Source organism: Commensalibacter sp. Nvir (genome assembly GCF_963921845.1).
GTDB lineage: Bacteria > Pseudomonadota > Alphaproteobacteria > Acetobacterales > Acetobacteraceae > Commensalibacter.
Genome location: NZ_CAWUGZ010000128.1, coordinates 1 through 26,691 on the forward strand (window position 1 = coordinate 1; position 26,691 = coordinate 26,691).

The window sequence follows — 26,691 nt, forward strand, 5'->3', positions numbered from 1 at the left end:
GGAGTAGATGCCTCAAAAGGGCACAAGTCGGCATCAGAATAAGAGAGCCTATATCCGTTGTAAATTTTGTGTATCGAAAAATAGAACTATAGAATGGCTTATTAAGATAAAGAAAATTTAAAATTACTTTTTAGAGAATTGTGATTAGCATTGCTTACTCAATAATGGACCCAAAACTGAACGTTTTATGAGTAGTAATGTGCTCGATAGGGCTATGTACATTAATAATCATGGAACAAACACAAATACGTTATTCAAGTGGTTTATTGGAGATAGAGCTATATAATTCAGGTAATGGGCGAGTGTTGACAGGCAAACAGCGATTGATATTAATTAAAATTCGGTTTTATTATTTTAGGACATTGTCTATTTAGCGATTACTAAAACAATACAAGATCATGGGATATAATTTTATCCAAATCGTAAAATTAAACAGTTGAAATTATAAAATTTTAACACGTAAACGAGTCTTATAAATTATGGATGCGAAAAAAATTAAAAATACGGCATAAATGGTTTAGAGACTTTGGTGAATATGCCGTATTTTAATTAAAAGAAAATGCGTTATCGAGCTGGTGCAGAGGTAGGAAGTTTTACAGTGTATTGATTAATAACACTTTCATTTTTTGTAACTTTGCTTTGTTTGATTGCATCATCAACAATGTGTTGAACTTCTTGTCGGCGCAATTTTTCTAAGATTTCAGGTTTGACTTGCTCTAACGTAGCGGCAGGAACGTCTTTATACCCGAGAACCTGTATGACATGCCAACCAAATTGGGTTTGAATAGGTGTCTTGCTGTACGTATTTGCTGGCATAGCAAACGCTGCTTTAGAAAAAGCGGGGACGAGTTCATCTGCTTTTAACCAACCTAAGTCGCCGCCGTTTTGAACAGAAGTAGTTTTATCAATTGAATATTGTTTAGCAAGGTCTGTAAAGCTCTTTTTCGCGTTAAGTCCTTTGATAATTTTGTCGGCTTCAGCCTTTGTTTTGACTAAAATATGTCTTATATGAGCCGCTTTTACAGGGGGTTTATTCGCATAATTTTGATTAAAATAATTTTGAATCGCTTGATCGGTTATTTTGGGTTCCATAATGCTTTTGACATAAGCACTGATTACAACATCGTTTTTGATGGCTTCAAGCTGTTTTTGTACTTCAGGATTGTCCTGAAAGTTATTTTTATAGGCCAGTTGTTTCATAGCTTCTTGAGCAACAAGTTGATTTAAAATCATTGGCAAAAGAGCGCCGATGGGTATTTGTTGCAACTGAGCAGGGAGTTGCTTTTGTGCATTGATCACATCACCAATAGTGATTTTTTTGTCATTAACGGTCGCTAATACGGTGTTTTTATCTGCATTTTCAAGAGAAGCAGAAGGTGACGCAATTTTTTGCGATTGTGCGGGTAATGTGCTAGGTTGAGTTTTTGTGTCCGAAGCTGTAGCAGCATAGGTTATAAAACTGGTTGAAAGTAATAAGCCTGCTGCAAACCGAAATGTTTTTTTAGAGATGTGCATAAAAATACCTTAAGATTGATAAGATTATATAACAGATTATATATAGAGTGTTTGCGATCATACCATGACTTATAAAAATTGTCTTTAAGTAAGTCATTGCTGTTGATAAGTTTTGAAGGAATAATTAATTGATAGTATTTATTAGAAATGGTTGATCCCCTATAAGGAAATACCGTCGATAAATTTATTTTACCATTAAATTGAAAAATTACTGTCTGAATTAATTTATAACATGTCACTGACGAACCTTGTGCTGACAGGCAGAGCAATAAGGGCGTTGTTTGGAAAATGTTGATGTTTGCAAAATTTGCCCGTGCTGTTTTTGGCACTTCTAATGAGCGTTCATTAAAAGCCTATCAACGGCAAGTACCTAAAATTAATAGTCTAGAACCTGAAATGCAGGCATTAGATGATCAAGCGTTAACAAATAAAACGATTGAATTTCGTGAAAGGCTAGCCAAAGGCGAAACGTTGGAAATGCTTTTACCAGAAGCGTTTGCTGTCGTTAGAGAAGCATCCAAACGGGTGCTAGGGTTAAGGCATTTCGATGTTCAGTTGATTGGTGGAATGGTCTTACATGATGGCAAAGTGGCAGAGATGCGCACAGGTGAAGGAAAGACTTTGGTGGCAACCCTAGCCGTGTATTTAAATGCCTTGCCGGCTAAGGGGGTTCACGTCGTTACCGTCAACGATTACTTGGCCTCTCGTGATGCCGAGGAAATGGGGAGACTATATAAATTTTTAGGCATGAGCGTCGGAACCATTGTTGCTGATTTAAACGATGACGAACGTAAAATGTCTTACCAAGCCGATATTACTTATGGAACCAATAATGAGTTTGGCTTTGATTATCTTCGTGATAATATGAAATACAGTTTAGAAGAAATGGTGCAACGTCCGTTTACTTTTGCGATTGTGGACGAAGTGGATTCTATTTTAATCGACGAAGCCAGAACGCCGTTAATTATTTCAGGGGTGGCGGATGACAGCTCTGACTTATATCGCTCTGTTGACGAAGTCATCAAAGAAATTGTTAAAAACCCTGAAACTTATGAAAAAGATGAAAAATTTCGCACCGTTATCCCTACGGAAATCGGTATAGAACATATTGAAACCACGTTGCATGAAAAAGGTATTCTGACAACGGGGGGATTGTATGATATACAAAATGTTGCGTTGGTTCATCATATGCAACAAGCATTAAGAGCCCATACTTTATTCGCACGAGATGTCGATTATATAGTACGTGACGACAAAATTATACTGATTGATGAATTTACAGGTCGTATGATGGATGGTCGTCGTTATTCTGACGGATTGCATCAGGCGTTAGAAGCTAAAGAACATGTGACGATACAGCAAGAAAATCAAACGTTGGCTTCAATTACGTTTCAGAACTATTTTCGATTATATCCCAAATTATCGGGTATGACGGGAACCGCGATGACAGAAGCGGATGAATTCGCAGAAATTTATAAGCTGGACGTTATTTCTATTCCTACCAATGTTCCGATTCAACGTAAAGATGAGCACGATGAGATTTACCTTACGGCCAAAGAAAAATATGAAGCGGTCAGTCAGCTTATTGAACAAGTTCATGCAAAGAAACAGCCTATTTTGGTTGGTACCACTTCAATTGAGAAGAGTGAGCATCTTTCCAATTTATTAAAGAAAAAGAAAATTCCTCACAATGTATTAAATGCTCGTTTTCATGAAAAAGAAGCACAAATTGTCTCACAAGCGGGGGTTTCAGGGGCTATTACCATTGCTACCAATATGGCGGGTCGAGGGACGGACATAAAGCTTGGTGGTAACGTGGATATGTTGATACAGCAACAATGTGAAGGTTTGCAAGATGAAGAGGAAAAACAAAAAATAGCCTCTGAGCTTATCGAACGCGGCAAAATAGATCATGAACTCGTCAAAAACAACGGAGGACTGTTTGTGATAGGTACAGAGCGCCATGAAAGCAGGCGAATAGACAATCAGCTTCGTGGACGGTCGGGTCGGCAAGGCGATCCTGGGAATTCCCGTTTCTTTTTATCCCTTGAAGACGATCTGATGCGTATTTTTGGCTCTGAACGTATGGGGGGGATGCTGCAAAAATTAGGGTTGAAAAATGGTGAAGCCATTGTGCATCCTTGGATTAATAAAGCTTTAGAAAAGGCACAAAAAAAGGTTGAGGGTCGCAATTTCGATATGCGGAAAAATACGCTAAAATACGATGACGTTATTAACGATCAGCGTAAAGAAGTGTATTCTCAACGGCGTGAATATATGACGCTCGACGATGTTTCAGAAACCGTCACCCATATGAGAAACGATTTGATTGCTGATTTAGTAAGTCAATATCTTTCGGAAAAATCATTTGCTGAACAATGGCGCATAGAAGAATTAGCGGAACAAATCAAAAGAATATTTAGTCTTGATTTGTCTTTAAAAAAATGGGCCGAAGAACCTACAATAAACATGCAAGAAATTGAAGACCGTATTAAAAAAGCGGCGGAAAACGCTCATGCAGTGAAAGCGGTTAATTTCGGCGCATCTATTATGCGATACGTTGAAAAACAGGTGTTGTTGACGACGTTGGATGCCGTGTGGAAAGAACATCTTTTAAGACTTGATCAAATGCGGCAAGGAATAGGATTGCGAGCCTATGGTCAAAAGGACCCTTTAAATGAGTATAAACAAGAAGCATTTAACTTGTTTAACTATATGCTAGATGATCTTCGTGAACGGGTGGCGACGCTATTGTCACGGGTAGAAGTAAATGTCAGTTCTGAAGAGACAGAAACACAAAATACAGTTTCATCTTCCAATTCTTCCACGCTTAATCCTCAAGGGTTAGAAGAAAAATTATCAGAGGGGTTGCCAGAATGGTCGAACACGCCGCGCAATGCACCGTGTCCTTGCAATTCAGGAAAAAAATATAAACATTGTCATGGTAAATTCGTTTATACACAAGAAGATTAAAGCCAAAAGTTAAGAGTTAAATTAATGTCGGGACATTCGAAGTTTAAAAATATAATGCATCGTAAAGGTGCTCAAGACGCTCGTAGAGCAAGGGAATTTGCTAAAATTATTCGAGAGATTACTGTTGCGGCCAAAACAGGTTTACCAGATCCCAATTCTAATCCTCGATTAAGGGCAGCGGTTGCGGTTGCACGTTCCATAAATATGCCCAAAGACAATGTCGATAGAGCCATTAAAAAGGCAGCGGGTACGGGGGATGGCGATAATTTTGTTGAAATACGCTATGAAGGTTATGGACCAGCAGGCGTTGCCATTATTATTGAGGCATTAACCGATAATCGCAATCGTACGGCTTCGGAAATACGGGCAGCATTTAATAAATACGGCGGTTCGTTAGGAGAATTAAATTCTGTATCGTTTATGTTTGAACGGTGCGGTGTAATTATTTTTTCCTCAAATGTTGCCGACTATGATACGGTGTTTGAGGCAGCCATTGAGGTGGAAGCCGATAACGTTGAGCGTGTCGAGGATGATTATGAAATAACTTGCGCAATGGAAAAGTTTTTTATGGTAAGAGATGCCCTTGAAACTAAGTTTAAAGAACCCAAAAGTGCTAAAATAGAATGGCGTCCCATGAACACCGTTGTTTTAGATGAAGATAACGCTCAAACGCTTTTAAAATTAATCGATACGCTTGAAGATAGCGATGATGTACAAAACGTATTTGCTAATTTCGATCTTCCGGACGAACTTGCGGAGCGTCTTTCGGTATAATTCGTAGTGATACGGATTATAGGAATTGACCCTGGGCTACGTTTTACTGGTTGGGGGGTCATTGATACAGAAGGAAACCGTTTGGTTTATGTTAACAGTGGTATAATTGCGACGAAAGCAGAACATTCTGTTCCTGAAAGATTGGTTGTGTTGTCTAACGGGTTACAAACATTAATTGAACGGTTTAACCCTAGTGAAGCAGCCATTGAAGAAACATATGTGAATAAAAATGGTAAAGCGACGTTAAAGTTGGGTTACGCACGGGGTATTGCGTTATTAGTTCCTGCTAAAAACGGGCTAGAAATTCGTGAATATGGTGCCAAAACAATTAAAATGGCCGTGGTTGGTACGGGTGGGGCAACAAAGGATCAAGTGTGTATGATGGTCAAATGTTTACTTCCGACCGCGAATATACCCCGTGCCGATGCCGGTGACGCCCTTGCTATAGCTATTTGTCACGCCCATCATCGTATCAGTCAACTGCATATTCAATCAGGAAAAGAAATGGCATGATCGGTCAACTTGTAGGGTTTATTATTGATGAGGGTGAAGAAGACCGTTGCTTGGTAGATGTTAACGGGGTAGGGTATGTGGTCTATGCGTCCTCAAAAACATTGTCCAGACTTCCTCAGCCTCCTAAACAAGCAAAAATACTCATTGAGACCATTGTTCGAGACGATGCGATTTTGTTGTACGGATTTGCTGAACGCGCAGAACGGGATTGGTTTCGTACGTTAACGACCGTGCAAGGGGTCGGGGTGCGTATGGCAATTTCTATTCTATCTGTTTTATCTGTCGATGAGCTTTCGCATACCATTATGTCCGGTGACAAAGCAAGTTTGACACGGGTTTCAGGCGTAGGACAGCGACTGGCGTTGCGTATATTAACCGAACTTAGTGGGAAAATAGATCATTTAATGGCGGAATCCTTATCAGCACCTTCTGCCACTGGCGGAAACACTGGTCCATTATCGCAATTTCATCAGGATGCATTAATAGCGCTTGAAGGATTGGGGTTTAAACGCATTGAAGCCCAGCCAATAGTAGGACGGATTCTTAGAGAATTGTCTGATGAAGGCCAAGAATTACAGTTAAATATTATCATAAAAAAAGCATTACGTGAGTTAGCCCGATGAATGCATATAGCGATAGACCAGTAGACTCCAAATTAATAGCAGAGGATGTGGTTGAAATGGCGTTACGCCCTCAATCGCTGGCAGATTTTATTGGTCAAAAAACTTCTAAAGAAAATCTTGCTATTTTTATTGAATCGGCAAGAAGGCGTAAAGATGCATTGGATCACATCCTCCTTCATGGACCTCCAGGATTGGGCAAGACGACGCTGGCACAAATTGTTTCTAAGGAACTTGGCGTCGGATTCAGAGCCACGTCGGGTCCAGTTATACAAAGGGCAGGCGATCTAGCGGCTATTTTAACCAATTTGCAGCCACGCGATGTGTTGTTTATTGACGAAATACATCGGCTGCATCCATCTATTGAAGAGATTCTTTACCCCGCAATGGAGGATTTTCAACTTGATTTGATTATTGGGGAAGGTCCTGCGGCGCGTTCGGTACGTATTGATTTGTCCCCTTTTACCTTGGTCGCGGCGACGACGCGATCGGGATTGCTTGCCACTCCTTTACGCGATCGTTTTGGTATTCCTTTGCGGTTGGTTTTTTATACCACTGAAGAGTTAACTTTGATTGTGAGTAGGGGAGCAAAAAAATTAGGTTTGGATCTTACTCCAGAAGGGGCGCAAGAAATTGCTGGACGTTCTAGAGGAACCCCAAGAATTGCGGGACGATTATTAAGAAGAGTACGTGATTTTGCCTTGGTTTCGCAAAACGAAAAACAAGCGGTAAGTCGTCAACTTGCCGACGAAGCATTGTCCCGATTGGAGGTGGATCGAATCGGTTTGGATGCAATGGATAAGCGCTATTTGATGCGTATTGCGGAATATCACAATGGGGGACCGGTCGGGGTTGAAACTTTAGCGGCCGCACTGGCCGAATCTCGCGATACTTTAGAAGATGTGATTGAACCTTATTTAATCCAAGAAGGATTGGTGTTAAGAACAAATAGAGGGCGTGTTTTGGGAGAAAGAGGGTGGAAACATCTCAATCTCCCTCCACCGGTGACAATGGGTGCACAGTTAAATATACTGGACGAAATTGATAGTAACGGAGTTTGATCGTTATGGACATCATCGATTATGAGGGGAGGAAGATGCCAACAAAAATGCATTCTTGCTCGGACAGCCCTGTTAAAACTTATCAATTTCGGATATGTTATGAAGATACGGATGCGGGTGGTATCGTTTATCATGCTAAATACCTCGGTATTGCCGAAAGGGCTAGAACGGAATCTATAAGGCAGTTAGGGGGCTCAGTCGCTGAGCTTTATCGGACACATGGTCTTATATTGGTTGTGCGCAAAATGGAAATACAGTATCGACAACCACTTTTTTTAGATGATGTGGTTAATGTTAAAACTTGTTTGATTTCAGTGCTCAAGGCAAGTTGTTGGTTATCGCAAATATTTACCAAGGCTAATGAACGCGTTACGGAAATAAAACTACAGTTGGTATGTTTAAAAAAACGTAACTATGTTCCTTCACCTTTTCCGGATAATTGGAAAAAAATATTTGCAGCCTTATCCGAGACCCAAACGTCTTAATGCATGATTGTGTTTTTATCCGCAAAATCAGATTGTTTTTAAGGTAAAAAGATTATAACACTGAATAACAAAAGAGTTATCGTCCCTATGAAAATAACTCAGCTGTTCTACTTATGAACTTAAGTGCAGGAGGCATTTTTGGATCCGTCAATTCATACAGCAAATTTAATAGCAGCATCTGCAGACCTTTCCCCTTGGTCGCTTTTTATTCATGCTTCCCTTGTTGTAAAGCTAGTCATGATTGGATTGGTTATTGTTAGTATTTGGGTGTGGGCCGTAATTTTCGACAAAATTGTTACCTTAAAAAGGGTTAAACGACAAGCTGATGAATTCGAAGATCTATTTTGGTCTGGAGGCAGCCTTGATGATTTGTATGAGAAATATGGGTTAAAACCAGGACATCCAATGTCTGCAGTGTTCAGTGCAGGGATGGGCGAGTGGCGTCGGTCAGCTAGAATTTCCGGGATCAATATGAATAGTGATGGGGTTAAACAACGTATTGATCGGGCAATGTCCATAACCATAACGCGTGAAATGGAACGTTTGGAGCGTTGGTTAACCTTATTAGCCACCATAGGACCCGTGGCACCTTTTATTGGATTATTTGGCACGGTATGGGGCATTATGCATGCGTTTGCTTCGATTGCTCAATCAAATAACACCAGCTTAGCCGTGGTGGCGCCGGGTATTTCCGAAGCTCTCTTTGCGACAGCACTAGGATTGTTGACGGCCATTCCAGCGGTGGTTGCTTACAATTTCTTCAGTAATAAGTTAAATTTATTTGTTGAACGTTTGGAAGGGTTTGCCACTGAATTCTCAGCCATTCTTTCAAGGCAATCGGAAGCAAGTGCAATTTCTGAAAATTCAGAAGTAAACGACAAGTAAGGGTAATTGGATGAGTTTCTCCGTTCAGGGTAGTTCAAACAAAGGGGGACGCAGAGGGCGCCGTCCTCAAGCAGACATTAACGTCACGCCAATGGTTGACATTATGTTGGTGTTGCTGATTATCTTTATGGTGGCCGCCCCGATGATGACCAGTGGCATAAACGTGGATTTACCGAAAACCGATGCAAAACCCATCAATTCGGATACCAAACCGATTACAGTGACGGTCAGTCAAGATGGTTCAATTTATTTGGGTGATACCACGGTCGATATGACGCAGTTGGCGGTGATGCTACGAAATGTCTCTCAAAATGATCCCGATCATCGTATCTTTGTAAAAGGCGATCAACGTATTAATTATGGAAGGGTTATGGAAGTTATGGGCAGAATTACTGCAGGCGGCTTTACGCATGTTGCTTTGCTTGCTCAGATGCCAGACCAACAACAAAATTCATTAACGCCAACCGCTAATCAGCCGTAATTAGAGAAATAGCGATGCCAATTATGGTTCGTTCAGAGCGTAAAATTTTTAGAAATTCGTTTATTGCCTCTATTGGTTCTCATATTGGTGTCGTTGTACTCCTTTTATTGGCTTCTATTTTATTTCACGTTGAATCGCCTTCACCCCCACCTGAAGAAAAAGCGGTTGAAGTAGAGTTCACCAGCGATACAAATGGACAGCAAGCCCCTGCCAAAGCAGAGCAAGATTCCCCGAACCCAAATGCGCCTGCTCCTCAAATGCTCGAAGCGCCTCCTTCACCGACTGTCCCTTTAGAAGCACCCATAGAAGAAACACCACCGCCGCCACCGCCGCCCCAACCTATGCCTCCACCGCCCGAGTCGATAGCGTTAACGAAAGTAGAGCCGTCTCTACAACCGCAAACGGTGGAAACACCTATTGAATCTGCGGTTACGTTGCCTCCGACTTTTACCCCTTTAGCTTCATCGTCCAATTCACGTGTGCCAGCCCCGCCGTCTCCTTCATCTATTCCTACAACGTTACCTAAGGTTACTTCTTTTTCAAAAATTACTAAGACCGAAAAGGCTAAGAAAGAAATTCCAGATACGCATTCGTTGGAATCAACGCTTGAAGCATTTAGAGCGGATCAAAAGCAAACGCATCCCCCAAAATTCAAAGCAAACCCTTTAAAAGGCGGGGCGCCTGGGGGAGGAGGCGCAAGAAATGGGGATATTACCCGTGCGTTATCGGTAGGTCAGCAGGGGAAAATTGCTTCCTTTGTACGCCGGTGTTATGTTGAAGACACTGCGGCGAGAAACTATGCACAATTTTCTGCACGATTGGTCGTAACCGTTGATGAGACAGGGGAGGCGAGAATTGTTACCTTTGATCCTTCTACACAAGCTAAGATGAATTCTGATCCCATTTATAGAGCGTTGGCTGAAAGAGCAAGAGACGCTGTATTAAGTCCTATGTGTTCTAAATTGCCTATTCCTAGCCAATTATTAGGGAGGCCCAAGCAGCTTCGATTTGTATTTAGACCCTAATGCAAGAGCATAGGAAAAATATGAAATTTATTGAGGTATAAGGAAGATAATCTGATGCACCCTATTATTTCTGATCAAAAGACTGATCTCTTACGTGATTTTACCGTTACGAGACGTTCTATACTTTATGGTTGTGTGGCCAGTGGTATCATAGCGGTTCCCTTACCTTCAGTGCTGGCTCAGACCCCCCAGGATAGCGCTACAGGAGCTGCTGAAATAACGGTGGATAGGGCTCGAAACGAGCCGATCCCTATTGTTATTCCTGATTTTGGTGCCGATACCGGTGTCGTCTTAACACAAGTTCTTACAAACGATCTTAATAATACAGGCTTGTTCAGAGTCATCAGCAGTACGTCACCCACCTCAACACCGGATTTTGCCTCTTATAAAGCAATGGGAGCAAGGGCTATTGTCACAGGGTCTGTAGCGGGAGGGCGAGTTGAATTCCGTTTGTGGAATGCGCTGACGGGGCAGCAAATACAAGGCACTGCGTATTCCATGTCGAATTCTGGGGCCATTAATCAAGATGTTCGTCGGGTTGCCCATATGATTGGTGACGTTATTTACGAAAGAATGTTGGGAGAAAAAGGGTATTTTAATACGCGTATTGCTTACGTATCCCAGACGGGTCGTCGATCAAACCCAACCAAACGATTGGCGATTATGGATTACGACGGGGCTAATAATCGTTTTCTAACGGATGGTAAATGGTTGGTGTTGACACCACGTTTCAGTCCGGTAAGCAATCAAATTGCTTTTATGTCTTATGTTAATAATCGGCCGCGCGTTTATCTTTTTGATCTTCAATCGGGTCGACAACAAATTCTAGGTGATTTTAATGGCATATCTTTTGCACCACGGTTTTCCCCTGATGGTAGCAAGGTTGTGATGTCTGTGACCCGTGGCGCAGGTTCTGATATTTTTGTTGTGGATTTAGGTTCAGGTTCAAAAAGACAGCTTACCAGTTCCGGTGCCATTGATACCAGTCCTTGTTACAGCCCGGATGGATCACAAATTGTATTTTCCTCTGACCGAGGGGGCAGACAACAACTTTATATTATGAGTGCTGCAGGAGGGGACGCTCATCGAATTTCATACGGGAATGGCAGTTACGCAAATCCGGTTTGGTCTCCTAGGGGCGATGTCATTGCTTTTGTTCGTATTGGTTCTGGAGGATTTTCCTTGGGGGTCATGGCGCCTGATGGAACTGGCGAGCGTATTTTGACTCAGGGCTTCACGGTTGAGAGCCCCAGTTTTTGTTCGAACGGTCGTGTAATGGTATTTTGCAATCAATCGGCTGCGGGGGTAGGGGGGAGTGGATTTAGTTCTTCAATTCATTCAATTGATGTCACGGGATGTAATGAGCGCTCTATTCCTACTTCCACCTTTGCTTCAGGTCCCTCTTGGTCACCGAGCAACACATAGTAACTATTTTTTAACAATTTTAAAAAAAACTGTAATAAAATATGCAATTTTGCTAAAATAGGTGTACTGTAATCAGTAAATTTCTTACTGAAATCAAACTATGTTCTTCAATGCATTTGTCTATGGATAAAACAATTCAGTAGATAATGCTTACTTCGTAGGGATAAAAATGATGAAATTAAAGCTTCTTGGCGCTTTCGGTGCAGCTTTGTTGCTAGTTGCTTGTTCTGGCGGTAATAGCAATAAAGGTGCATCTACTGGAAACGGTGCTATTCAAAGCCCTTCAGTCAGTGGAGCTGTTCCTGGCAGTCAGGCTGATTTGGTTGCCAATGTTGGTGATCGTATCTTTTTCCCCTTTGATTCAAATAAGTTAACCGATGAAGCACGTTCAACATTGGATCGTCAAGCCGAATGGATGAAACGTTATCCTAATGTGCAAGTTATGATTGCTGGAAATTGTGACGATAGAGGAACCGAAGAATATAATATCGCACTGGGTTCAAGACGTGCAAATGCCTCAAGAGACTATTTAGTTTCCTTGGGAATTTCTCCTGATCGCATAACAACAATTTCTTATGGTAAAGATAGACCAATTGCTGAAGGGGACAACGAGGACGCATGGGCACAAAACCGTAATGCTACCACGTCCGTACGTTAAGGTTTTCTTTGGTAACATGTTATGGTTTGCAGCCGATAAAACTGGTAATACGTTTTATCGGTTTTTTTATGCCATTTACAAGATGAATGAATAAGTGATAATTTAAGCAGGATCCACAAGTGGGTACAAAGGAATTTATGTATGGCAGAGGATACAATGAAGGTTGATTATCTTAAAACTACATTAAAGATACGAAAAAAACTTTGTTATACTTTGGTGCTGTTGGGGGCACTGTACACCAGTGGGCAAGGGTATTCAGTTTTTGCCCAAGAAGCGGTTAATCGTAACACGATCGCATTACAGAATCAGATTGCTGCATTAAAATCTCAGTTGACGCAGTTGGAACAAAGTCAATCGACCGCGAACGATTCACGTTATACGTCCAGCAATGGGGGTCAACTTTCTTCCAGTGGTTTATTACCCGATTTACTGAATAGGGTAAATAACCTTGAGGACCAGCAACGCCTTATGCGTGGCCAATTAGACGATTTGACCAATCAATTTCAATCAAAAATAGACGAATTATCAAAAAAAATAGAAGATAAAAATTTTGCTTCCGGGGTCAACGAGGGGTCACCTCCTCAAGTCTCTCAATCTGATAACGTAACCAAACCCACTGCAAAAAATTCTACCCAACAAGAAGGTCAACAAGCCCTCCTTAATGGCAATTACGCTCAAGCTGAATCGATTGCTCGATCATTGCTTGCGAGTGATCAAGGTGCACGCTCGGTTAACGCTCATTTTCTTCTTGCCCAGGCATTAGCAGGACAAAAAAAATACAAAGAAGCCTCCGTGGGGTATTTTGATATCTTTCGCAAATTTCCTAATTCTGCTCGCGCGCCCGAAGCCTTATTAGGGGTAAGCATTACTATGATCAAAAACAATAAAAACAAAGAGGCCTGTCAAGCTTTGGCTTTGTTAAAAGGCAAATACCCCGCGGCTTCGCCAAGAATAAAATCTGCAGCAAGTATTTTACACAATAAAGCGCATTGTTCATAACACTTGATGGTTGATGATGCACTTTTACCGCTATCTCAAGGAGAATTTAACGCTTTAATTAATAAACTGGGTCCATGGGGGGATCTGACATCCCGCAATAATCCGATAGCGGTTGCTGTTTCAGGGGGAGCAGACAGTTTATGTCTTGCTGTATTAGCGTCCAGATGGTGCTCTAATTTAGTCGCGTTTATCATAGATCATCAATTGCGACCTACTTCAACGGCTGAGGCGTTGCAGACACAAGCGGTTTTAACAACATTTTCAATAAAATCAGTCATAATTACGCTAACCGGTTTAAAAAAAAATGCGTCTGTTGAAGAACATGCACGTGTTGCACGCTATGAAGCGTTAAGCAAAGCATGCCAAGCTTATGGTTGTGTCGACCTATTGTTAGGGCATCATGCTGGCGATCAAGCGGAGACCATTTTGATGCGTCGTCGTGCCAAAAGCCATGAAACAGGGCTGTCGGGTATGGCAAGTATTATGGAGTTACCTACTGTTCGTTTGGTAAGACCTTTATTGACTATAAATCCAAAACGATTGCGTATGACGCTGCGTTGTGAATCCATTGATTGGATTGAAGATGAATCCAATCAGGACTTAAAATTTACGCGAAATCAATTAAGAAAAGAGCTCTCTTCGGAATGGGAAACGGGAGAAAAAGTTTTTAGGTTGATAAAAAGCTCTCAACATTATTCTCAACAACGCATGATCAAAAATGAAAAGCAGACACGTAAAGTATGTTATCATCTTTCCATTCATCCTTGTGGATTTGCTCTGGTACAACTTGATTCTTTGGATAATGAAAATTTGGGTGCGTTGCTTAGAACGCTTTCTGGGTCAATTTATAAACCTTCACATAAAAAAATTATGCAGATTTTTGATCACCCGCAAGGATGTGTATGCAATGGATTAAGAATTATGCCTTTACCATCTTTTGGTAAAGCAATGTGTATTTTTAGAGAAGAAGCTTGTGTAGAAAAACACAAGCAAGCCTTTTCTGGTACAATGTGGGATAATCGCTTTCGCGTTAACATTTTATCTCATTCACATTGTGGACAGGTGAGAATAGGAGCGTTAGGAAAAGCGTATTCGTCATACGTGCAAGCGCGCACATTACCTGCGGCGATTTTAAAAGTTATTCCTGCGTTTTGGCACGATGAAAAAGTTGTAGCTATACCCGGTTTAAATATTTATACTGATAAAAAGACTCAAGACTGGCAAATTCTCTTTCAACCAAAAGTTCCTTTTACAGAAAGCTATTTATTCTAACGTTTAAATAAAGATTGCTTATAAAAAATTACTTAAAATAAATATTTTTAGGCTAGGAAAATTTTAATCTATTCTTATGTTAGATAATAAGTAAAAGATCCTAGGATATGCCTTTGAGTCTTATTTTGGAAATATCAAACAGACGTGTTTATTACAACATGGAAATATGAAGTAGAATGAAAAATTTTGGCCGTAATTTAAGTTTATGGATTGTTGTAATCGTTATGGTTATGCTGTTGGTGGGTATTTTCCGACCCAATAGTAATCAAAACGCTGGTGAACAAATTAGTTACTCACAGTTTATAAATCGAGTGGATTCAGGAAAAGTCAGTTCTGTCGTCATTCAAGACCGTTATCTTAGCGGTAAAGATAAAGATGGCAAGAGTTTTCAAACATATTTGCCTCCTTTTGAAAGCGATCTTTTAACCAAACTCAGCAACATGAACGTTTCGGTTGAAGCAAAACCTCTTGATACACAACCTGGTCTTTTTTGGCGTTTGGTTATTAACCTTTTACCGACTTTATTAATCATTGGTTTATTTATTCTACTTATGAGAAATATGCAGGGTGCGGGTGGAAAAGCGATGGGTTTTGGTAAGTCTAAAGCCAAGTTGCTTACGGAAAAACAAGGACGTGTTACGTTTGCGGACGTTGCAGGTATTGATGAGGCAAAAAGTGAATTAGAAGAAATTGTTGAATTTCTAAAAGATCCACAAAAATTTCAACGTCTTGGTGGTAAAATTCCTAAAGGCGTTTTGCTGGTAGGGCCTCCTGGAACGGGTAAAACGTTATTAGCAAGAGCGATTGCTGGGGAAGCAAACGTTCCATTTTTTACTATTTCTGGATCCGATTTCGTTGAGATGTTTGTGGGTGTGGGTGCTTCTCGTGTACGCGATATGTTTGAACAAGGGAAAAAATCAGCGCCATGTATTATTTTCATTGATGAAATTGATGCTGTGGGAAGACATCGTGGTGCTGGACTTGGTGGTGGAAACGACGAAAGAGAACAGACATTAAATCAAATGCTGGTTGAAATGGATGGGTTTGATAGTAATGAAAGCGTCATTCTTATTGCCGCTACAAACCGTCCGGATGTGTTGGATCCAGCCTTGTTACGTCCTGGGCGTTTTGATCGACAAGTTGTTGTCCCTAATCCTGACGTGGGAGGGCGAGAAAAAATACTTCGCGTACATATGCGCAAAGTCCCTCTGGCTTCAGATGTGGATCCAAAGGTAATTGCTCGCGGAACGCCAGGTTTTTCTGGGGCGGATCTTGCCAATTTAGTCAATGAAGCTGCTTTGTTAGCCGCTCGATTAAATCGTCGTACCGTCTCAATGCACGAATTTGAAAACGCTAAAGATAAAGTGATGATGGGTGCAGAAAGGCGCTCTTTAGTGATGAGCGAAGATGAAAAAAAGATGACCGCTTATCATGAAGGAGGACATGCTATCTGTGCTTTGTTTACGCCGGGATGTGATCCTGTTCATAAGGCAACGATTATACCGCGAGGAAGGGCATTGGGTATGGTCATGAGTTTGCCCGAAGGCGACCGCTATTCCAAAAGTAAAGCCAAATGCTTGGCAGAGCTGGTTTTAGCCATGGGCGGACGATGTGCAGAAAGTATGATTTTTGGACCTGAAAATGTATCAAATGGTGCATCTGGGGATATTAAAATGGCTACCGACTTGGCTCATAGAATGGTGAGTGAGTGGGGCATGAGTGAAAAAATTGGATTGGTATCTTACGCAGAAAACGAACAAGAAGTCTTTTTAGGTCATTCCATGAACGGGGGGCGTAATTTCTCTAATCAAACCATTCGTGAAATTGAAGACGAAGTTAAGCGTTTAATTAATGAAGCCTATGAAAAAGCGTCTAACCTACTGTCAGAGCGTAGAGAAGAGTTAGAACGTTTGGCACAAGGATTATTGGAATACGAAACCTTAACAGGGGATGAGATTCAAAAAGTTTTGCGTGGTGAAAAAATAGATCGCAGTATCGTTGATGATACGACTAAAAATTTAAGATCTTCATTACCAGAAACGTCCAATCAGCAAGATAACGATGAAAAGGATTCTTCTTCTGAAGCTTCTCCTTCCGCAGAAAACAGTTCAAGCTATTCGGCTACGTGAAAGTGTTTGCATGAGAGGAAATTTAATTTTTTCCTCTTGTGCATAATAATACAATGTATTCAAAAACATTTTACGAACCCTTAGCTTTCTTGAGAGGGAATGAAGCCAGCACTGCCGTTGCCCAAGGTATGGCGTTACCCTTTTTAGGACAAAATCTAAGTTTCACTATGGTTAGAAGCATCCACCCTGATGGTTCATCTATATACCCTATTGGTTGTTTGCCCAAAGAGGGTGAGGAAAAGGTAAAACAATTAACTTATCCCTTGCCTAATGCGAGATTGCCAGCACAATTTTTGATTATGGGTATTTTAAATGTTACGCCTGATAGTTTTAGCGATGGAGGAAAATTTTTTTCTGTTGAAAAAGCCGTCAGGGGTGCCTTGGACATGATAGAAGAAGGTGCGGATATTATCGATATAGGCGGGGAAAGCACAAGACCGGGTAGCCAAGCCGTCAGTCCTCAAGAGGAATGTTCTCGGGTTATCCCTGTTATTAAGGCTTTAAGGGGCTGTGGTGCTCTTTTGTCCATTGATACAAGACACGCTTATACAATGGCAAAAGCTTTAGATGCAGGCGTTCAATTAATTAATGATATATCTGCCTTGAGCGATGAGAAGAGTTTGTCGATTGTTTCGCAGGCAACTTGCCCAGTTATTCTAATGCATATGAGGGGAACCCCTCAAACGATGGGTAATTTTACGATTTACGATTCATTGCTTTATGACGTGTTAAATGAATTATCTTGCAAAATTAACAAAGCAGAAGAAGCGGGAATTGTGCGCGAACGCATTATTATCGATCCAGGGATAGGCTTTTCCAAGCAGACCAACGATAATTATTTTTTGCTAAAGCATTTATACGCTTTTGCTTCATTGGGATGCAGAATGATGCTGGGTCTATCAAGAAAAAAATTAATAAAAGAAGCGGTTCAAAATGAAACGGAGTCGTTTTATGATCTAGCTTCTGGAGTTCTTTCCTCTCGTTTGCTTAACGTTAATAATGGAATTGTAAGAGTTCATAACGTAAAAACTATGAATTCCATACGACGTTTGCAAGTTAACTTACACTAAAACTATAGTAGAAATGTGGATTTTTAATTATGGACAACCAACGCCTACTTTTCGGTACAGATGGTATTCGTGGCAAAGCAAATAGCGATCCTATGACGGTATCCATTGCCCAAAAACTTGGGCAGGCTGCTGGAGTTTTGTTTGTTGATCAAAATGAAAAACGTAAACATCAGGTGCTTATTGGTAAAGATACACGTTTATCGGGATACATGATTGAAAGTGCTTTGGTTTCTGGTTTTTTATCTTCAGGTATGGATGTTATTCTTGTTGGGCCGATGCCGACCCCCGCTATTGCTATGTTAACACGCTCTTTAAGGGCAGATTTAGGCGTGATGATCTCGGCATCACATAATCCTTATTATGATAACGGAATAAAAATTTTTGATAAAGATGGGTATAAGCTTTCGGACATTGTAGAATGCGAAATCGAAGCACTTATGCGCAAGGACATTTCTGCACGTTTGGCCAGCGTTGATCATCTAGGTCGCGCTGTACGTCTAGAGGATGCAGCTGGCCGTTATATTGAACACGCAAAGGCCTCGTTTCCCAAGCATTGTCGATTAAATGGCTTGAAAGTGGTCATTGATTGCGCAAATGGTGCTGCATATAAAGTTGCCCCAGCCGCGCTATGGGAGTTAGGCGCAGAGGTTATTACTATAGGAAATCGTCCAAACGGCGTTAACATCAATCAAGATTGTGGTTCTACGCAGACGGAAGCCCTCCAAAAAGCAGTAATTGAACATAAAGCCGACATTGGTATTGCTTTGGATGGAGATGCTGATCGTATGTTGCTTATTGACGAACAAGGCAACTATATTGATGGTGACCAGATCATCGCTTTGATAACGACTTCTTATGCTGAAAAGGGCTTTTTGCCGAAAAACCAAGTTGTTACGACGGTTATGTCAAATATGGGACTCGAACAGTATTTTGAGTCAAAACATATTCAACTGCTTAGAACCAAAGTAGGGGATCGCTATGTCGTTGAACGTATGCGCCAGACAGGGGCAAAAATAGGTGGAGAACAATCAGGCCATATTATATTATCTGATTTTTCCACGACGGGAGATGGGTTAATCGCCTCGTTATACGTGCTAGCTTTAATAAGCGAAAAAAACGAAAAAGCAAGCCGAGTTTGTAAAGTTTTTGATCCATTCCCTCAAGGGTTACGTAATATACGTTTTGGGAATTTTGATCCGCTCTGTGATGCTAAGGTTTCGAAAGAGCTAAAAGAAGTACAAACAAAACTAGGCACAGATGGTCGAGTGGTTTTAAGAAAAAGTGGCACTGAACCTTTGATAAGGATTATGGCGGAGGCGCGAGAACAAACAACCGTCGATTATGTCCTTAACCATCTTTCAGAAGTTATCCATGACGTGAATTCTTAGTTTTTCCTTTTGAAAGAAGATAAGAAAGCAGTTTATCTACGAGACGATGATTTTGTATAAAATATTCTGTAGGAACGGAAAGCAATTGTTGTGCAGGTTGCACATAAGATTCATTGGTTAATTCTATGGGCGTATGGTTTACCATCGTTTGTAAAGAATAAGGGGTAATTTCAGGATGAAATTGTAGACCAATGACTGTTTTACCGATTTGAAACGCCTGGTTGGGATTGACAGAATTGGTGGCTATTTTTGTTGCATTTATAGGAATGTCAAATTGTTCACTATGCCAGTGAAAACTTATAAAGGATTCTGGAAAACTAAAGTTTTTTTTGTTTTTGGACGTTTGGGGAACGGCTTGAACAGGGAACCAACCAATTTCTTTTTCAGAAGCACGGCTAATTTTTGCGCCGCAGACGCTGGCGATAAGTTGGGAACCCAAGCAAATTCCTAGGGTTGGAATATTGTGATCGATTGCTTTTTTAATAAGTTTTTTTTCTTCAATTAACCAAGGATATGTTTTTTCATCGTTAACGCTCATTGGCCCCCCTAATACAATCAATAGATTGGCAGAACAAACGTCAGGCGTAGGAATTTCGGGATTGCAAACAGAATAAATATCGGTAGCAAATCCTTTTTCATGCAACCAGGATAAAATGTAACCTGGTCCTTCAAAAGGAACATGTTGTAAAATTATAGCTTTCATTTATTTAATTCTTTCATAAGTGAAACTGAATTCCTAGTGAAATATAATGCGTAATGTTACATTTTAAATACATTTTAGAATTATTTTTTAAATAAAAATCCTCTTGTTCATTTAAACAAGAGGATAATATATTAAATAGTGTATAATGTTTCGCTTTAAACTTATAAAGTAGTTTCGCCTTTTTTCCAGTTACAAGGGCATAGACCTCCATTTTGAAGTGCATCAAGTATACGCAGACATTCTTCGGGATTACGTCCAACTGAAAGATCATTTACGCTGACATGACGAATAATGCCACTTGGGTCGACAATAAAGGTCGCTCTTAGATCAACCCCTGAATTATAATCAATAATGCCTAGGGCTGAGGATAATTCCCTTTTATTATCTGCCAACATAGGTATATTTAAATCTTTTAATAAGTCATTATGTAGACGCCAATTTAAATGAACGTATTCTGAATCGAGAGAAATACCATACACAGCAGTGTTGCGGGATTCAAATTCCTGCATCAACTGACCAAACGCTGCAATTTCGGTAGGGCAAATAAAGGTAAAGTCCATGGGCCAAAAGAAAAATAATTTCCATTTTCCAGCATCATCTTTATTTGAAATTTCTTTGAATTCATTTTGACTGGCATCATTTAGCCCTGTTTGACCCGCTGCCACTGCTTTCAAAGTAAAGGACGGAAATTGATCACCAACTGTTAACATCGTAAACCTCCTAAAGTGTATTATTAAAATAAGAATAGATTGACTCTATGCTCTGCTTTTATTTATGGAATTGAAAAGCCAAATTTTCAAATGAATTCTTTTGTGATTGATAATTGAAAAAACCGATGGATATTTTACCTTCTCCCCAACAGCTACGCTATTTAATAGCCCTTTCAGAGCAACGCCATTTTGGCCGTGCTGCAAATGTGTGCTCTGTAACTCAATCGACGTTGTCGGCTGGAATATTAAACCTGGAACGCCAATTTAATGTGTCAATTTTAGATCGATCCGCGGGTAAACGGGTAATTTTTACACCGATTGGAGAAGAAATTATTCTTCAAGCTAGAGGGGCTTTGCACGGTTTAGAAGCGGTTCGGGACGTTATTCATTATGCGCGAGAGCCGTTTTCAACATCGTTGAAACTTGGTATTATACCGACTATAGCTCCCTATATTTTGCCTGTAATTTTATCCACTGCGACTCATAACTATCCTAATTTAAAATTAACGGTATATGAGGATATAACAGAAAACCTTATGGAACGTTTGGCGGTAGGTTATTTGGATTTGTTAATTATTGCAATGCCTTGTGATTGCAGTGGTTTGGAAACCTATGCCCTGTTTAAAGACGAGTTTTATTTGATTTTGCCTGAGAGCCATCCTCTTTCGCAGTACGAGGTTGTATCTCTAGATAAAATTAATGCAAAAGAATTAATTTCGTTACAAGATGGACATTGTTTAAAAGACCAAACCTTAGACATGTGCCGACAAGGTCAAAATCAAAAAGTTATTACCGATTTTAATAATGATTTTATGGCTTCAACGCTCAAAACCATTGTAAATATGGTCCGAATGGAGTTAGGTATCGCTTTTATTCCCAAAATGGCTCTATACGACGAACTGGCAAATAAAGACAATCTTGTGTTTAAACCTTTATGCGGTGCAATAACGTGGAGAACCATAGGCTTGGCGTGGAGGCGGAATTCTTTAAGGGCGAGTGAATTTAAACAATTTGAAACCATGTTTGAAAATTTGAATCTTAAGCTTTAAGATTTGACTTTTGAGTATTTTACTTTATATAAAAGCTAATTCTTGAATTTTATTGCCTTTTATGGAAATTGTAATATGAAGATTAGAAACAGCTTACGCTCAGCGAAGCTAAGAGATAAAGATTGTCGTATCGTTCGTCGCCATGGAAGAGTGTACGTCATTAATAAGAAAAATCCACGTATGAAAGCCCGTCAGGGGTAATGACTTAAGCTTTATTTAAATACAAGCAAGAGCAGGCCGTCGGTCTTGCTTTTGCATATCAAAATAATTGTTATTCACCAAAAACATTCAATAAGATTTGTACTGGTGGACGTGTTTTAGCTATCATTGAAATTATTTTGAAACGCATCTTACGACGCGTAATAAAATGAACTCTAGATCAAAAAAATGTATTTGCATTGATTTAATGCATCGTGTACCCATTTCAGGGCATATTATGGTTTATTTATAGTTGAGTCGAGTTGATTTGAACGCCATAATTCTACGCTATCGGGATACTGCGGTATTGAATTATTCAGTTTTGTTGTGCCTTTTACCATCAAATATATTCGTGTCGAAGCTATACCTTGGTTGATCAGAACGGATCGAATACTTAATCCTCTTTCAAGAGCTATTCTTCTAGGCGTTGATGGATCATCAGGACTCTCATGACTGTAAGCATATAAATAGGCTTGAACATTTGGATTGCTTTTTAAACTCTTAGCAAATTCTATTACCGCTTTCATCATGTCCTTATTTAAATCCACATCCTCGTTATTAAAAAGAATAATGGTTTTGATAGGGGACACCTTAACGCTTCCTCGTGCATTTTCGATAATTTTAGGCATGGGCGGAGGGGCAGGTGGATGTAAAGGAACGTTTAAATCTTGTTGTTTAATAACAGGGATAGGCGGAGGGGCTTGAGGTATAGAGGGAATAATGGGCGTGGAGGAAGAGTTTGTTTTTTCAGCTGAGTTTTGTTGTATAACAGGTTTTTTTGAATATGTTTCAGGGTTATCCGTGTTTTTTTTTCTAGGTCTGTTGCGTTTTGTGTTCCTTTTTGGCGCGGATTTATTGGAATTTTCTGCAGGTTTGCTTAGAGTATCAAGGGCAGAAGGGTTCACGGTAACCTGCGAAAATACCGGTGATGAAAAATAATAAAATAAACCCGTCGAAAGTAAAACAATTTTAAGATTATTATACATAATTCTGTGTAACTTTTTTAAAAAAGACGTTCAATAACATCTTAAAACTTGCAGACGGTTAAAGGGCATTTCGTAATAAAAATTAAATATTTTTGCTAACGATGGCCTTAATTTTATCAAACAACGCAGCATTAGCCGCCACAGTATTGACGGACATTCCGATATCATTAAGAGGATGTCCCTGAGGATCGGTTACGTATCCCCCAGCCTCTCTAACAAGAACAATCCCCGCAGCAACGTCCCAGGGTTTTAAATCCAATTGCCAATACCCCTCATACCGACCTGCGGCTACCCAGGCTAAATCAAGTGCCGCAGACCCAAATCGTCTCAATCCAGCAATATGCGGCATTAAGGAATGGGCTGTTTTTACAAAATTTTGTAACTTTGTTTCGCTGGAAAGGGCAAATTGAATTCCAGTTCCAAAAACAGCCTGAGACAAATCTCGTCTTGTAGAGACTCTTAAACGGCGTTCGTTAAAAAAAGCCCCAAGACCTTTTTCAGCCCAAAACATTTCGTTCGATGTAGGATTATAAACCAATCCAGAAACCAACTCAATGTCACCGTTATCGTTACGTTTTTGCAAAGCAATAGAAATGGACCAATGCGGTATTCCATGTAAAAAATTAGTCGTGCCATCAAGAGGATCTACAATCCAACGCCAGGACCAATTTTCGCTTCCTGATGCGCCGCTTTCTTCCATCAAAAAAGCATAGCCAGGTCTAGCTTTTTCTAGCTCAGTTCGTATAATGTTTTCGGATTTTAGATCGGCTTGAGAGACAAAATCCCCAGGGCCTTTAATGCTTACTTGCAGCATTTCCACTTCGTTAAAATCGCGCAATAAACCCCGCGCAGCTTTTTGTGCTGCATTTTGCATAACGCTCATATGAGGTGATAGACGTTGAACCATGAGGGGTACCTAAAGCTTGAGTATAAATAAAAAACGTTGTAGCAAAAGAGTTTTGATTGGTCTGTATTAATTTTTGTTGAGAAACAGCGAATTAATTTTTGGCACGTTCGACATAGCTACCATCATCGGTACGAACGACAATTTTCTCTCCTGCCCCGATAAAAGGGGGAACCATGGTTTTAACACCATTGGAAAGTAAAGCAGGTTTATAAGAAGAGCTGGCGGTTTGGCCCTTTACCACAGGCTCTGCCTCAACAACTTCTAAAATAACTTGTGCAGGTAACGTAACGGAAATAGGATCACCCTCGACAAGGTTGACTGTTACTTTCATATTGTCTTGTATAAAAGCGACCTGATCTCCAAAAATTTCTTTATGTAAAATGGTTTGTTCATAAGTATCTGGATCCATTAAAACAAGATTGTCACCATCTGTATAAGAATAGGTAAAATCTTTATCTTCAGTAACCAAACGTTCGACGGTGTCTACGGTACGCCACCGTTCATTGGTTTTGTTTCCAGTTTTAAGATCGCGCATTTCAACTTGTATGAATGCGCCACCTTTTCCAGGAGTAATAATTTGTTGTTTTAGTACAGACCAGCGGCGTCCATCATGTTCAATGACTTGTCCGGCGCGAATTTGGTTCGCCTGTTGTTTCATCGTTCTCTCTGATATTTTAGATAAAGAAAATGTAAGTCTATAATATTTTTGGGATAAATGGGCAAGATAATTTGTTTTTTTTAGAGGTTTACGTACAGCGCTTGCGTTGGCTGGGATCAAGCACGGTATCAGGTTCATCATTATGATAGTATATGGGACCTATAGGTACTTTACCATACCCTCCAGGAATATCTAAAACATAAGTAGGCCAGGCTAACCCTGTAATTCGGCCTCTTAGTGTGCGAAGTATTTTTTGCCCTTGTTCAATAGGAACGTAAAAACGATAGGTGCCAGGGGCATGATCCAGTTGATGTAAATAATAGGGTTTAATTTTCCAAGTTAAAAATTTTTTAAAAAGTGTTTCCAGTACTGTTGCATCATCATTAACATTTTTAAGCAATACCGATTGACTTAGCATAGGTATGCCTGCTTTTGTAAAGTGTTGTACTGCATGAAATGCTTTTTCTGTAAATTCTAAGGGGTGGTTTGCATGAACGACAACCCACAATGCTTTATCTGTCGATAAAGCATCAATTAGTGAAGCGGTAATTTTACTTGGAGTAGAAAATGGCATCCGCGTGTGAATTCGGATAATCTTAATATGATCAATTCGACTGAGTTCAGCAATGATGAATTTGAGTCTTCTAGGGGATAGGAGCAAGGGATCCCCCCCACTTAAAATAATCTCTTCAATATTTTCATGGGTTTTAATCCATTCAATCGCTTGAGAAAGGTCATGATCGTTTAGTACACCATCTTTTAAACCCACGTGCTCTCTACGAAAACAAAAACGACAATAAACAGGACACATTAAGATCGGTTTTAAAAGGGCGCGGTCAGGGTAACGATGAACAATGCCTCGGATAGGGGAGAGTGATTCGTCTCCAATAGGGTCACTTATTTCCCGGGTATGCGTTACAAGCTCACTGATATGCGGTATATATTGCAATCCAATAGGGTCTTCTCGTGAATGAATTAATTCGGCGACTTCACTGGGTATGGCAATTGCATATTTCTTTTTTAATTGGCTCATTTTTTTGATATCTTGAGAATCAATAAGATCAGCTTTAATAAGGTCCTGGATCGTGCGAAGTGTTTTTTTTGTCATTAAGTTAAGATGTGTTTAGTAATTTAAGGTATATTTAGCGTGAGACTGCAATTTAAGTACGCCCTTGCTGGGATCATTGACTAAGGTTTGTCCATTTGCAAAATGTTTCAATTCAAGAAAAATTGCCTTTTCTTCTTAAACGGCAAATCCTCAAAAACGAAATACGAAATTTTTTTCTAAAAAAAAATTATTTTGAAGTAGACACACCTTTTATGGTGACGTCACCCGGTGAAGAAGTTCATTTATATCCTTTCCAAACGTGTTATGAAACACCTTATGGAGAAAAGAAAAATTTATATTTGCATACAAGCCCTGAATTTTCTATGAAGAAAATACTTGCTTCGCTTCATAGACCTATTTACCAGTTTGCTCGAGTCTGGAGGAATGGGGAAGGAGGAAAACTTCACGCACCGGAATTCACAATGTTGGAATGGTATCATCCTTACTATTCCTTGGAAGAGCTTATGCGTGAAACCGAAAGTTTATTACAAGCGCTCTTACCAGCCAAAATAAATTATAATCAGAGTTGTATTGCATTCAATAAACCTTTTGAACGGTTAACTGTAAATCAAGCCTTTCAAAATTATGTGGGCGTTGATTTACTGTCTTTACCTGAAGATCCTTTCGTACTTTCCCAAGCTGCCAATTGTTCGTTGCGAAACTCTGAAACGTGGGAAGATCTTTTTTTTCGTCTTTTAATGGAACGAATAGAACCTTATATTGGTCGGGACAGACCTACATTTCTTACGCATTGGCCTGTTTCCCAAGCCGCTTTGGCTAAAATTGATTCACAAGATACCAGAGTTGCGTTGAGATTTGAACTCTATGCAGGGGGATTGGAATTAGCAAATGCTTTTGAAGAGCTTAACGATCCTCTTGAGCAAAGAGCAAGATTTGTAAAAGACAGAAAAAAACGCTTTTTGCTTTATCCGTCTAGGCCAATTTGGCAGTTAGATGAAAGTTTTCTAGCTTCTTTAACTTCCTTGCCTCCTTGTTCTGGTATAGCATTAGGGTTCGAACGACTCGTTATGCTTGCAACCGGAGCAATGGATATAAAAGATATTTTATGGATTTAAAAAAGGATTACCTAATATTATAG

Annotated in this window: 26 protein-coding genes; 19 read left to right on the top strand and 7 right to left on the bottom strand. The window is 40.0% G+C overall.

The features are described from left to right. Positions 1-564: 564 nt before the first annotated feature. Positions 565-1,515 carry a peptidylprolyl isomerase gene (locus AABE15_RS07760; RefSeq protein WP_338330722.1) on the bottom strand — a complete coding sequence of 317 codons (951 nt, stop codon included), beginning with the start codon at positions 1,513-1,515 and terminating at the stop codon, positions 565-567. A 294-nt stretch (positions 1,516-1,809) separates the two neighbouring features. Between AABE15_RS07760 and secA the strand changes: the two genes are divergently transcribed. The 16 genes from secA (at position 1,810) to glmM (ending at position 19,273) form a co-directional block, all read left to right on the top strand. Further along, on the top strand, positions 1,810-4,488 hold the full coding sequence (gene secA / locus AABE15_RS07765; protein WP_338330723.1) for a preprotein translocase subunit SecA: 2,679 nt from the start codon (positions 1,810-1,812) through the stop codon (positions 4,486-4,488). Positions 4,489-4,512: 24 nt separating this feature from the next. After that, complete coding sequence (locus AABE15_RS07770) at positions 4,513-5,262, top strand: YebC/PmpR family DNA-binding transcriptional regulator (protein ID WP_338330724.1); 750 nt, start codon at positions 4,513-4,515, stop codon at positions 5,260-5,262. Between the two features lie 6 nt (positions 5,263-5,268). After that, complete coding sequence (ruvC, locus tag AABE15_RS07775; RefSeq protein WP_338330725.1) at positions 5,269-5,775, top strand: crossover junction endodeoxyribonuclease RuvC; 507 nt, start codon at positions 5,269-5,271, stop codon at positions 5,773-5,775. Next, positions 5,772-6,398: a Holliday junction branch migration protein RuvA gene (gene ruvA / locus AABE15_RS07780; protein WP_338330726.1), complete on the top strand. Its 627-nt coding sequence runs from the start codon at positions 5,772-5,774 to the stop codon at positions 6,396-6,398. Before ruvC ends, ruvA begins: the two co-directional genes overlap by 4 nt. Beyond that, positions 6,395-7,456: a Holliday junction branch migration DNA helicase RuvB gene (gene ruvB / locus AABE15_RS07785; RefSeq protein ID WP_338330727.1), complete on the top strand. Its 1,062-nt coding sequence runs from the start codon at positions 6,395-6,397 to the stop codon at positions 7,454-7,456. The genes ruvA and ruvB overlap by 4 nt, the downstream gene beginning before the upstream one ends. A gap of 35 nt (positions 7,457-7,491) precedes the next feature. Further along, the gene (locus tag AABE15_RS07790) at positions 7,492-7,941 is read left to right on the top strand and encodes a YbgC/FadM family acyl-CoA thioesterase (protein WP_338330728.1); all 450 of its coding nucleotides are present in this window, start codon (positions 7,492-7,494) and stop codon (positions 7,939-7,941) included. Positions 7,942-8,079: 138 nt separating this feature from the next. Next, the gene (tolQ, locus tag AABE15_RS07795) at positions 8,080-8,826 is read left to right on the top strand and encodes a protein TolQ (protein WP_338330744.1); all 747 of its coding nucleotides are present in this window, start codon (positions 8,080-8,082) and stop codon (positions 8,824-8,826) included. Positions 8,827-8,836: 10 nt separating this feature from the next. After that, on the top strand, positions 8,837-9,307 hold the full coding sequence (gene tolR, locus AABE15_RS07800) for a protein TolR (RefSeq protein WP_338330729.1): 471 nt from the start codon (positions 8,837-8,839) through the stop codon (positions 9,305-9,307). Positions 9,308-9,321: 14 nt separating this feature from the next. Next, entirely contained in the window at positions 9,322-10,332 is a 1,011-nt protein-coding gene (locus tag AABE15_RS07805; RefSeq protein ID WP_338330730.1) for an energy transducer TonB, read from the top strand. 54 nt (positions 10,333-10,386) lie between these two features. Beyond that, entirely contained in the window at positions 10,387-11,757 is a 1,371-nt protein-coding gene (gene tolB, locus AABE15_RS07810; protein WP_338330731.1) for a Tol-Pal system beta propeller repeat protein TolB, read from the top strand. Between the two features lie 172 nt (positions 11,758-11,929). Then, positions 11,930-12,415, top strand: a complete 486-nt coding sequence (gene pal, locus AABE15_RS07815) for a peptidoglycan-associated lipoprotein Pal (RefSeq protein ID WP_338330745.1) — start codon at positions 11,930-11,932, stop codon at positions 12,413-12,415. A gap of 141 nt (positions 12,416-12,556) precedes the next feature. After that, entirely contained in the window at positions 12,557-13,414 is an 858-nt protein-coding gene (locus tag AABE15_RS07820; RefSeq protein WP_338330732.1) for a hypothetical protein, read from the top strand. A 6-nt stretch (positions 13,415-13,420) separates the two neighbouring features. Further along, positions 13,421-14,686, top strand: a complete 1,266-nt coding sequence (gene tilS / locus AABE15_RS07825) for a tRNA lysidine(34) synthetase TilS (protein ID WP_338330733.1) — start codon at positions 13,421-13,423, stop codon at positions 14,684-14,686. A gap of 176 nt (positions 14,687-14,862) precedes the next feature. After that, positions 14,863-16,815 carry an ATP-dependent zinc metalloprotease FtsH gene (gene ftsH / locus AABE15_RS07830; RefSeq protein ID WP_338330734.1) on the top strand — a complete coding sequence of 651 codons (1,953 nt, stop codon included), beginning with the start codon at positions 14,863-14,865 and terminating at the stop codon, positions 16,813-16,815. A 53-nt stretch (positions 16,816-16,868) separates the two neighbouring features. Continuing rightward, complete coding sequence (gene folP, locus AABE15_RS07835; protein ID WP_338330735.1) at positions 16,869-17,885, top strand: dihydropteroate synthase; 1,017 nt, start codon at positions 16,869-16,871, stop codon at positions 17,883-17,885. Between the two features lie 29 nt (positions 17,886-17,914). Beyond that, on the top strand, positions 17,915-19,273 hold the full coding sequence (glmM, locus tag AABE15_RS07840; RefSeq protein WP_338330736.1) for a phosphoglucosamine mutase: 1,359 nt from the start codon (positions 17,915-17,917) through the stop codon (positions 19,271-19,273). Here glmM and AABE15_RS07845 read toward each other — a convergent pair. After that, positions 19,251-19,976, bottom strand: a complete 726-nt coding sequence (locus AABE15_RS07845) for a type 1 glutamine amidotransferase (protein ID WP_338330737.1) — start codon at positions 19,974-19,976, stop codon at positions 19,251-19,253. The two genes, glmM and AABE15_RS07845, sit on opposite strands and share 23 nt — an antisense overlap. A 161-nt stretch (positions 19,977-20,137) precedes the next feature. Then, positions 20,138-20,686: a peroxiredoxin gene (locus AABE15_RS07850; protein WP_338330738.1), complete on the bottom strand. Its 549-nt coding sequence runs from the start codon at positions 20,684-20,686 to the stop codon at positions 20,138-20,140. Between the two features lie 113 nt (positions 20,687-20,799). Here AABE15_RS07850 and AABE15_RS07855 point away from each other — a divergent pair, with 113 nt between their 5' ends. Both AABE15_RS07855 and ykgO read left to right on the top strand, forming a co-directional pair. Then, positions 20,800-21,735 (top strand): hydrogen peroxide-inducible genes activator, encoded by a 936-nt coding sequence (locus tag AABE15_RS07855; RefSeq protein WP_338330739.1) that lies wholly within the window; start codon positions 20,800-20,802, stop codon positions 21,733-21,735. 75 nt (positions 21,736-21,810) lie between these two features. Further along, positions 21,811-21,936, top strand: a complete 126-nt coding sequence (gene ykgO, locus AABE15_RS07860; protein WP_034336436.1) for a type B 50S ribosomal protein L36 — start codon at positions 21,811-21,813, stop codon at positions 21,934-21,936. A 233-nt stretch (positions 21,937-22,169) separates the two neighbouring features. Here the strand turns inward: ykgO and AABE15_RS07865 are convergent, their stop codons facing one another. The 4 genes from AABE15_RS07865 to AABE15_RS07880 all read right to left on the bottom strand — a co-directional run bounded on the left by AABE15_RS07865 (position 22,170) and on the right by AABE15_RS07880 (position 25,592). Next, complete coding sequence (locus AABE15_RS07865) at positions 22,170-22,919, bottom strand: OmpA family protein (RefSeq protein ID WP_338330740.1); 750 nt, start codon at positions 22,917-22,919, stop codon at positions 22,170-22,172. An 82-nt stretch (positions 22,920-23,001) separates the two neighbouring features. Beyond that, positions 23,002-23,802, bottom strand: coding sequence for an inositol monophosphatase family protein (locus AABE15_RS07870; protein WP_338330746.1), 801 nt, complete (start codon positions 23,800-23,802; stop codon positions 23,002-23,004). Positions 23,803-23,917: 115 nt separating this feature from the next. Next, complete coding sequence (gene efp / locus AABE15_RS07875) at positions 23,918-24,484, bottom strand: elongation factor P (protein WP_338330741.1); 567 nt, start codon at positions 24,482-24,484, stop codon at positions 23,918-23,920. 88 nt (positions 24,485-24,572) lie between these two features. Continuing rightward, entirely contained in the window at positions 24,573-25,592 is a 1,020-nt protein-coding gene (locus AABE15_RS07880; protein ID WP_338330742.1) for a lysine-2,3-aminomutase-like protein, read from the bottom strand. Between the two features lie 95 nt (positions 25,593-25,687). Here AABE15_RS07880 and epmA point away from each other — a divergent pair, with 95 nt between their 5' ends. Continuing rightward, the gene (gene epmA / locus AABE15_RS07885; protein WP_338330743.1) at positions 25,688-26,668 is read left to right on the top strand and encodes an EF-P lysine aminoacylase EpmA; all 981 of its coding nucleotides are present in this window, start codon (positions 25,688-25,690) and stop codon (positions 26,666-26,668) included. Positions 26,669-26,691 lie beyond the last annotated feature (23 nt).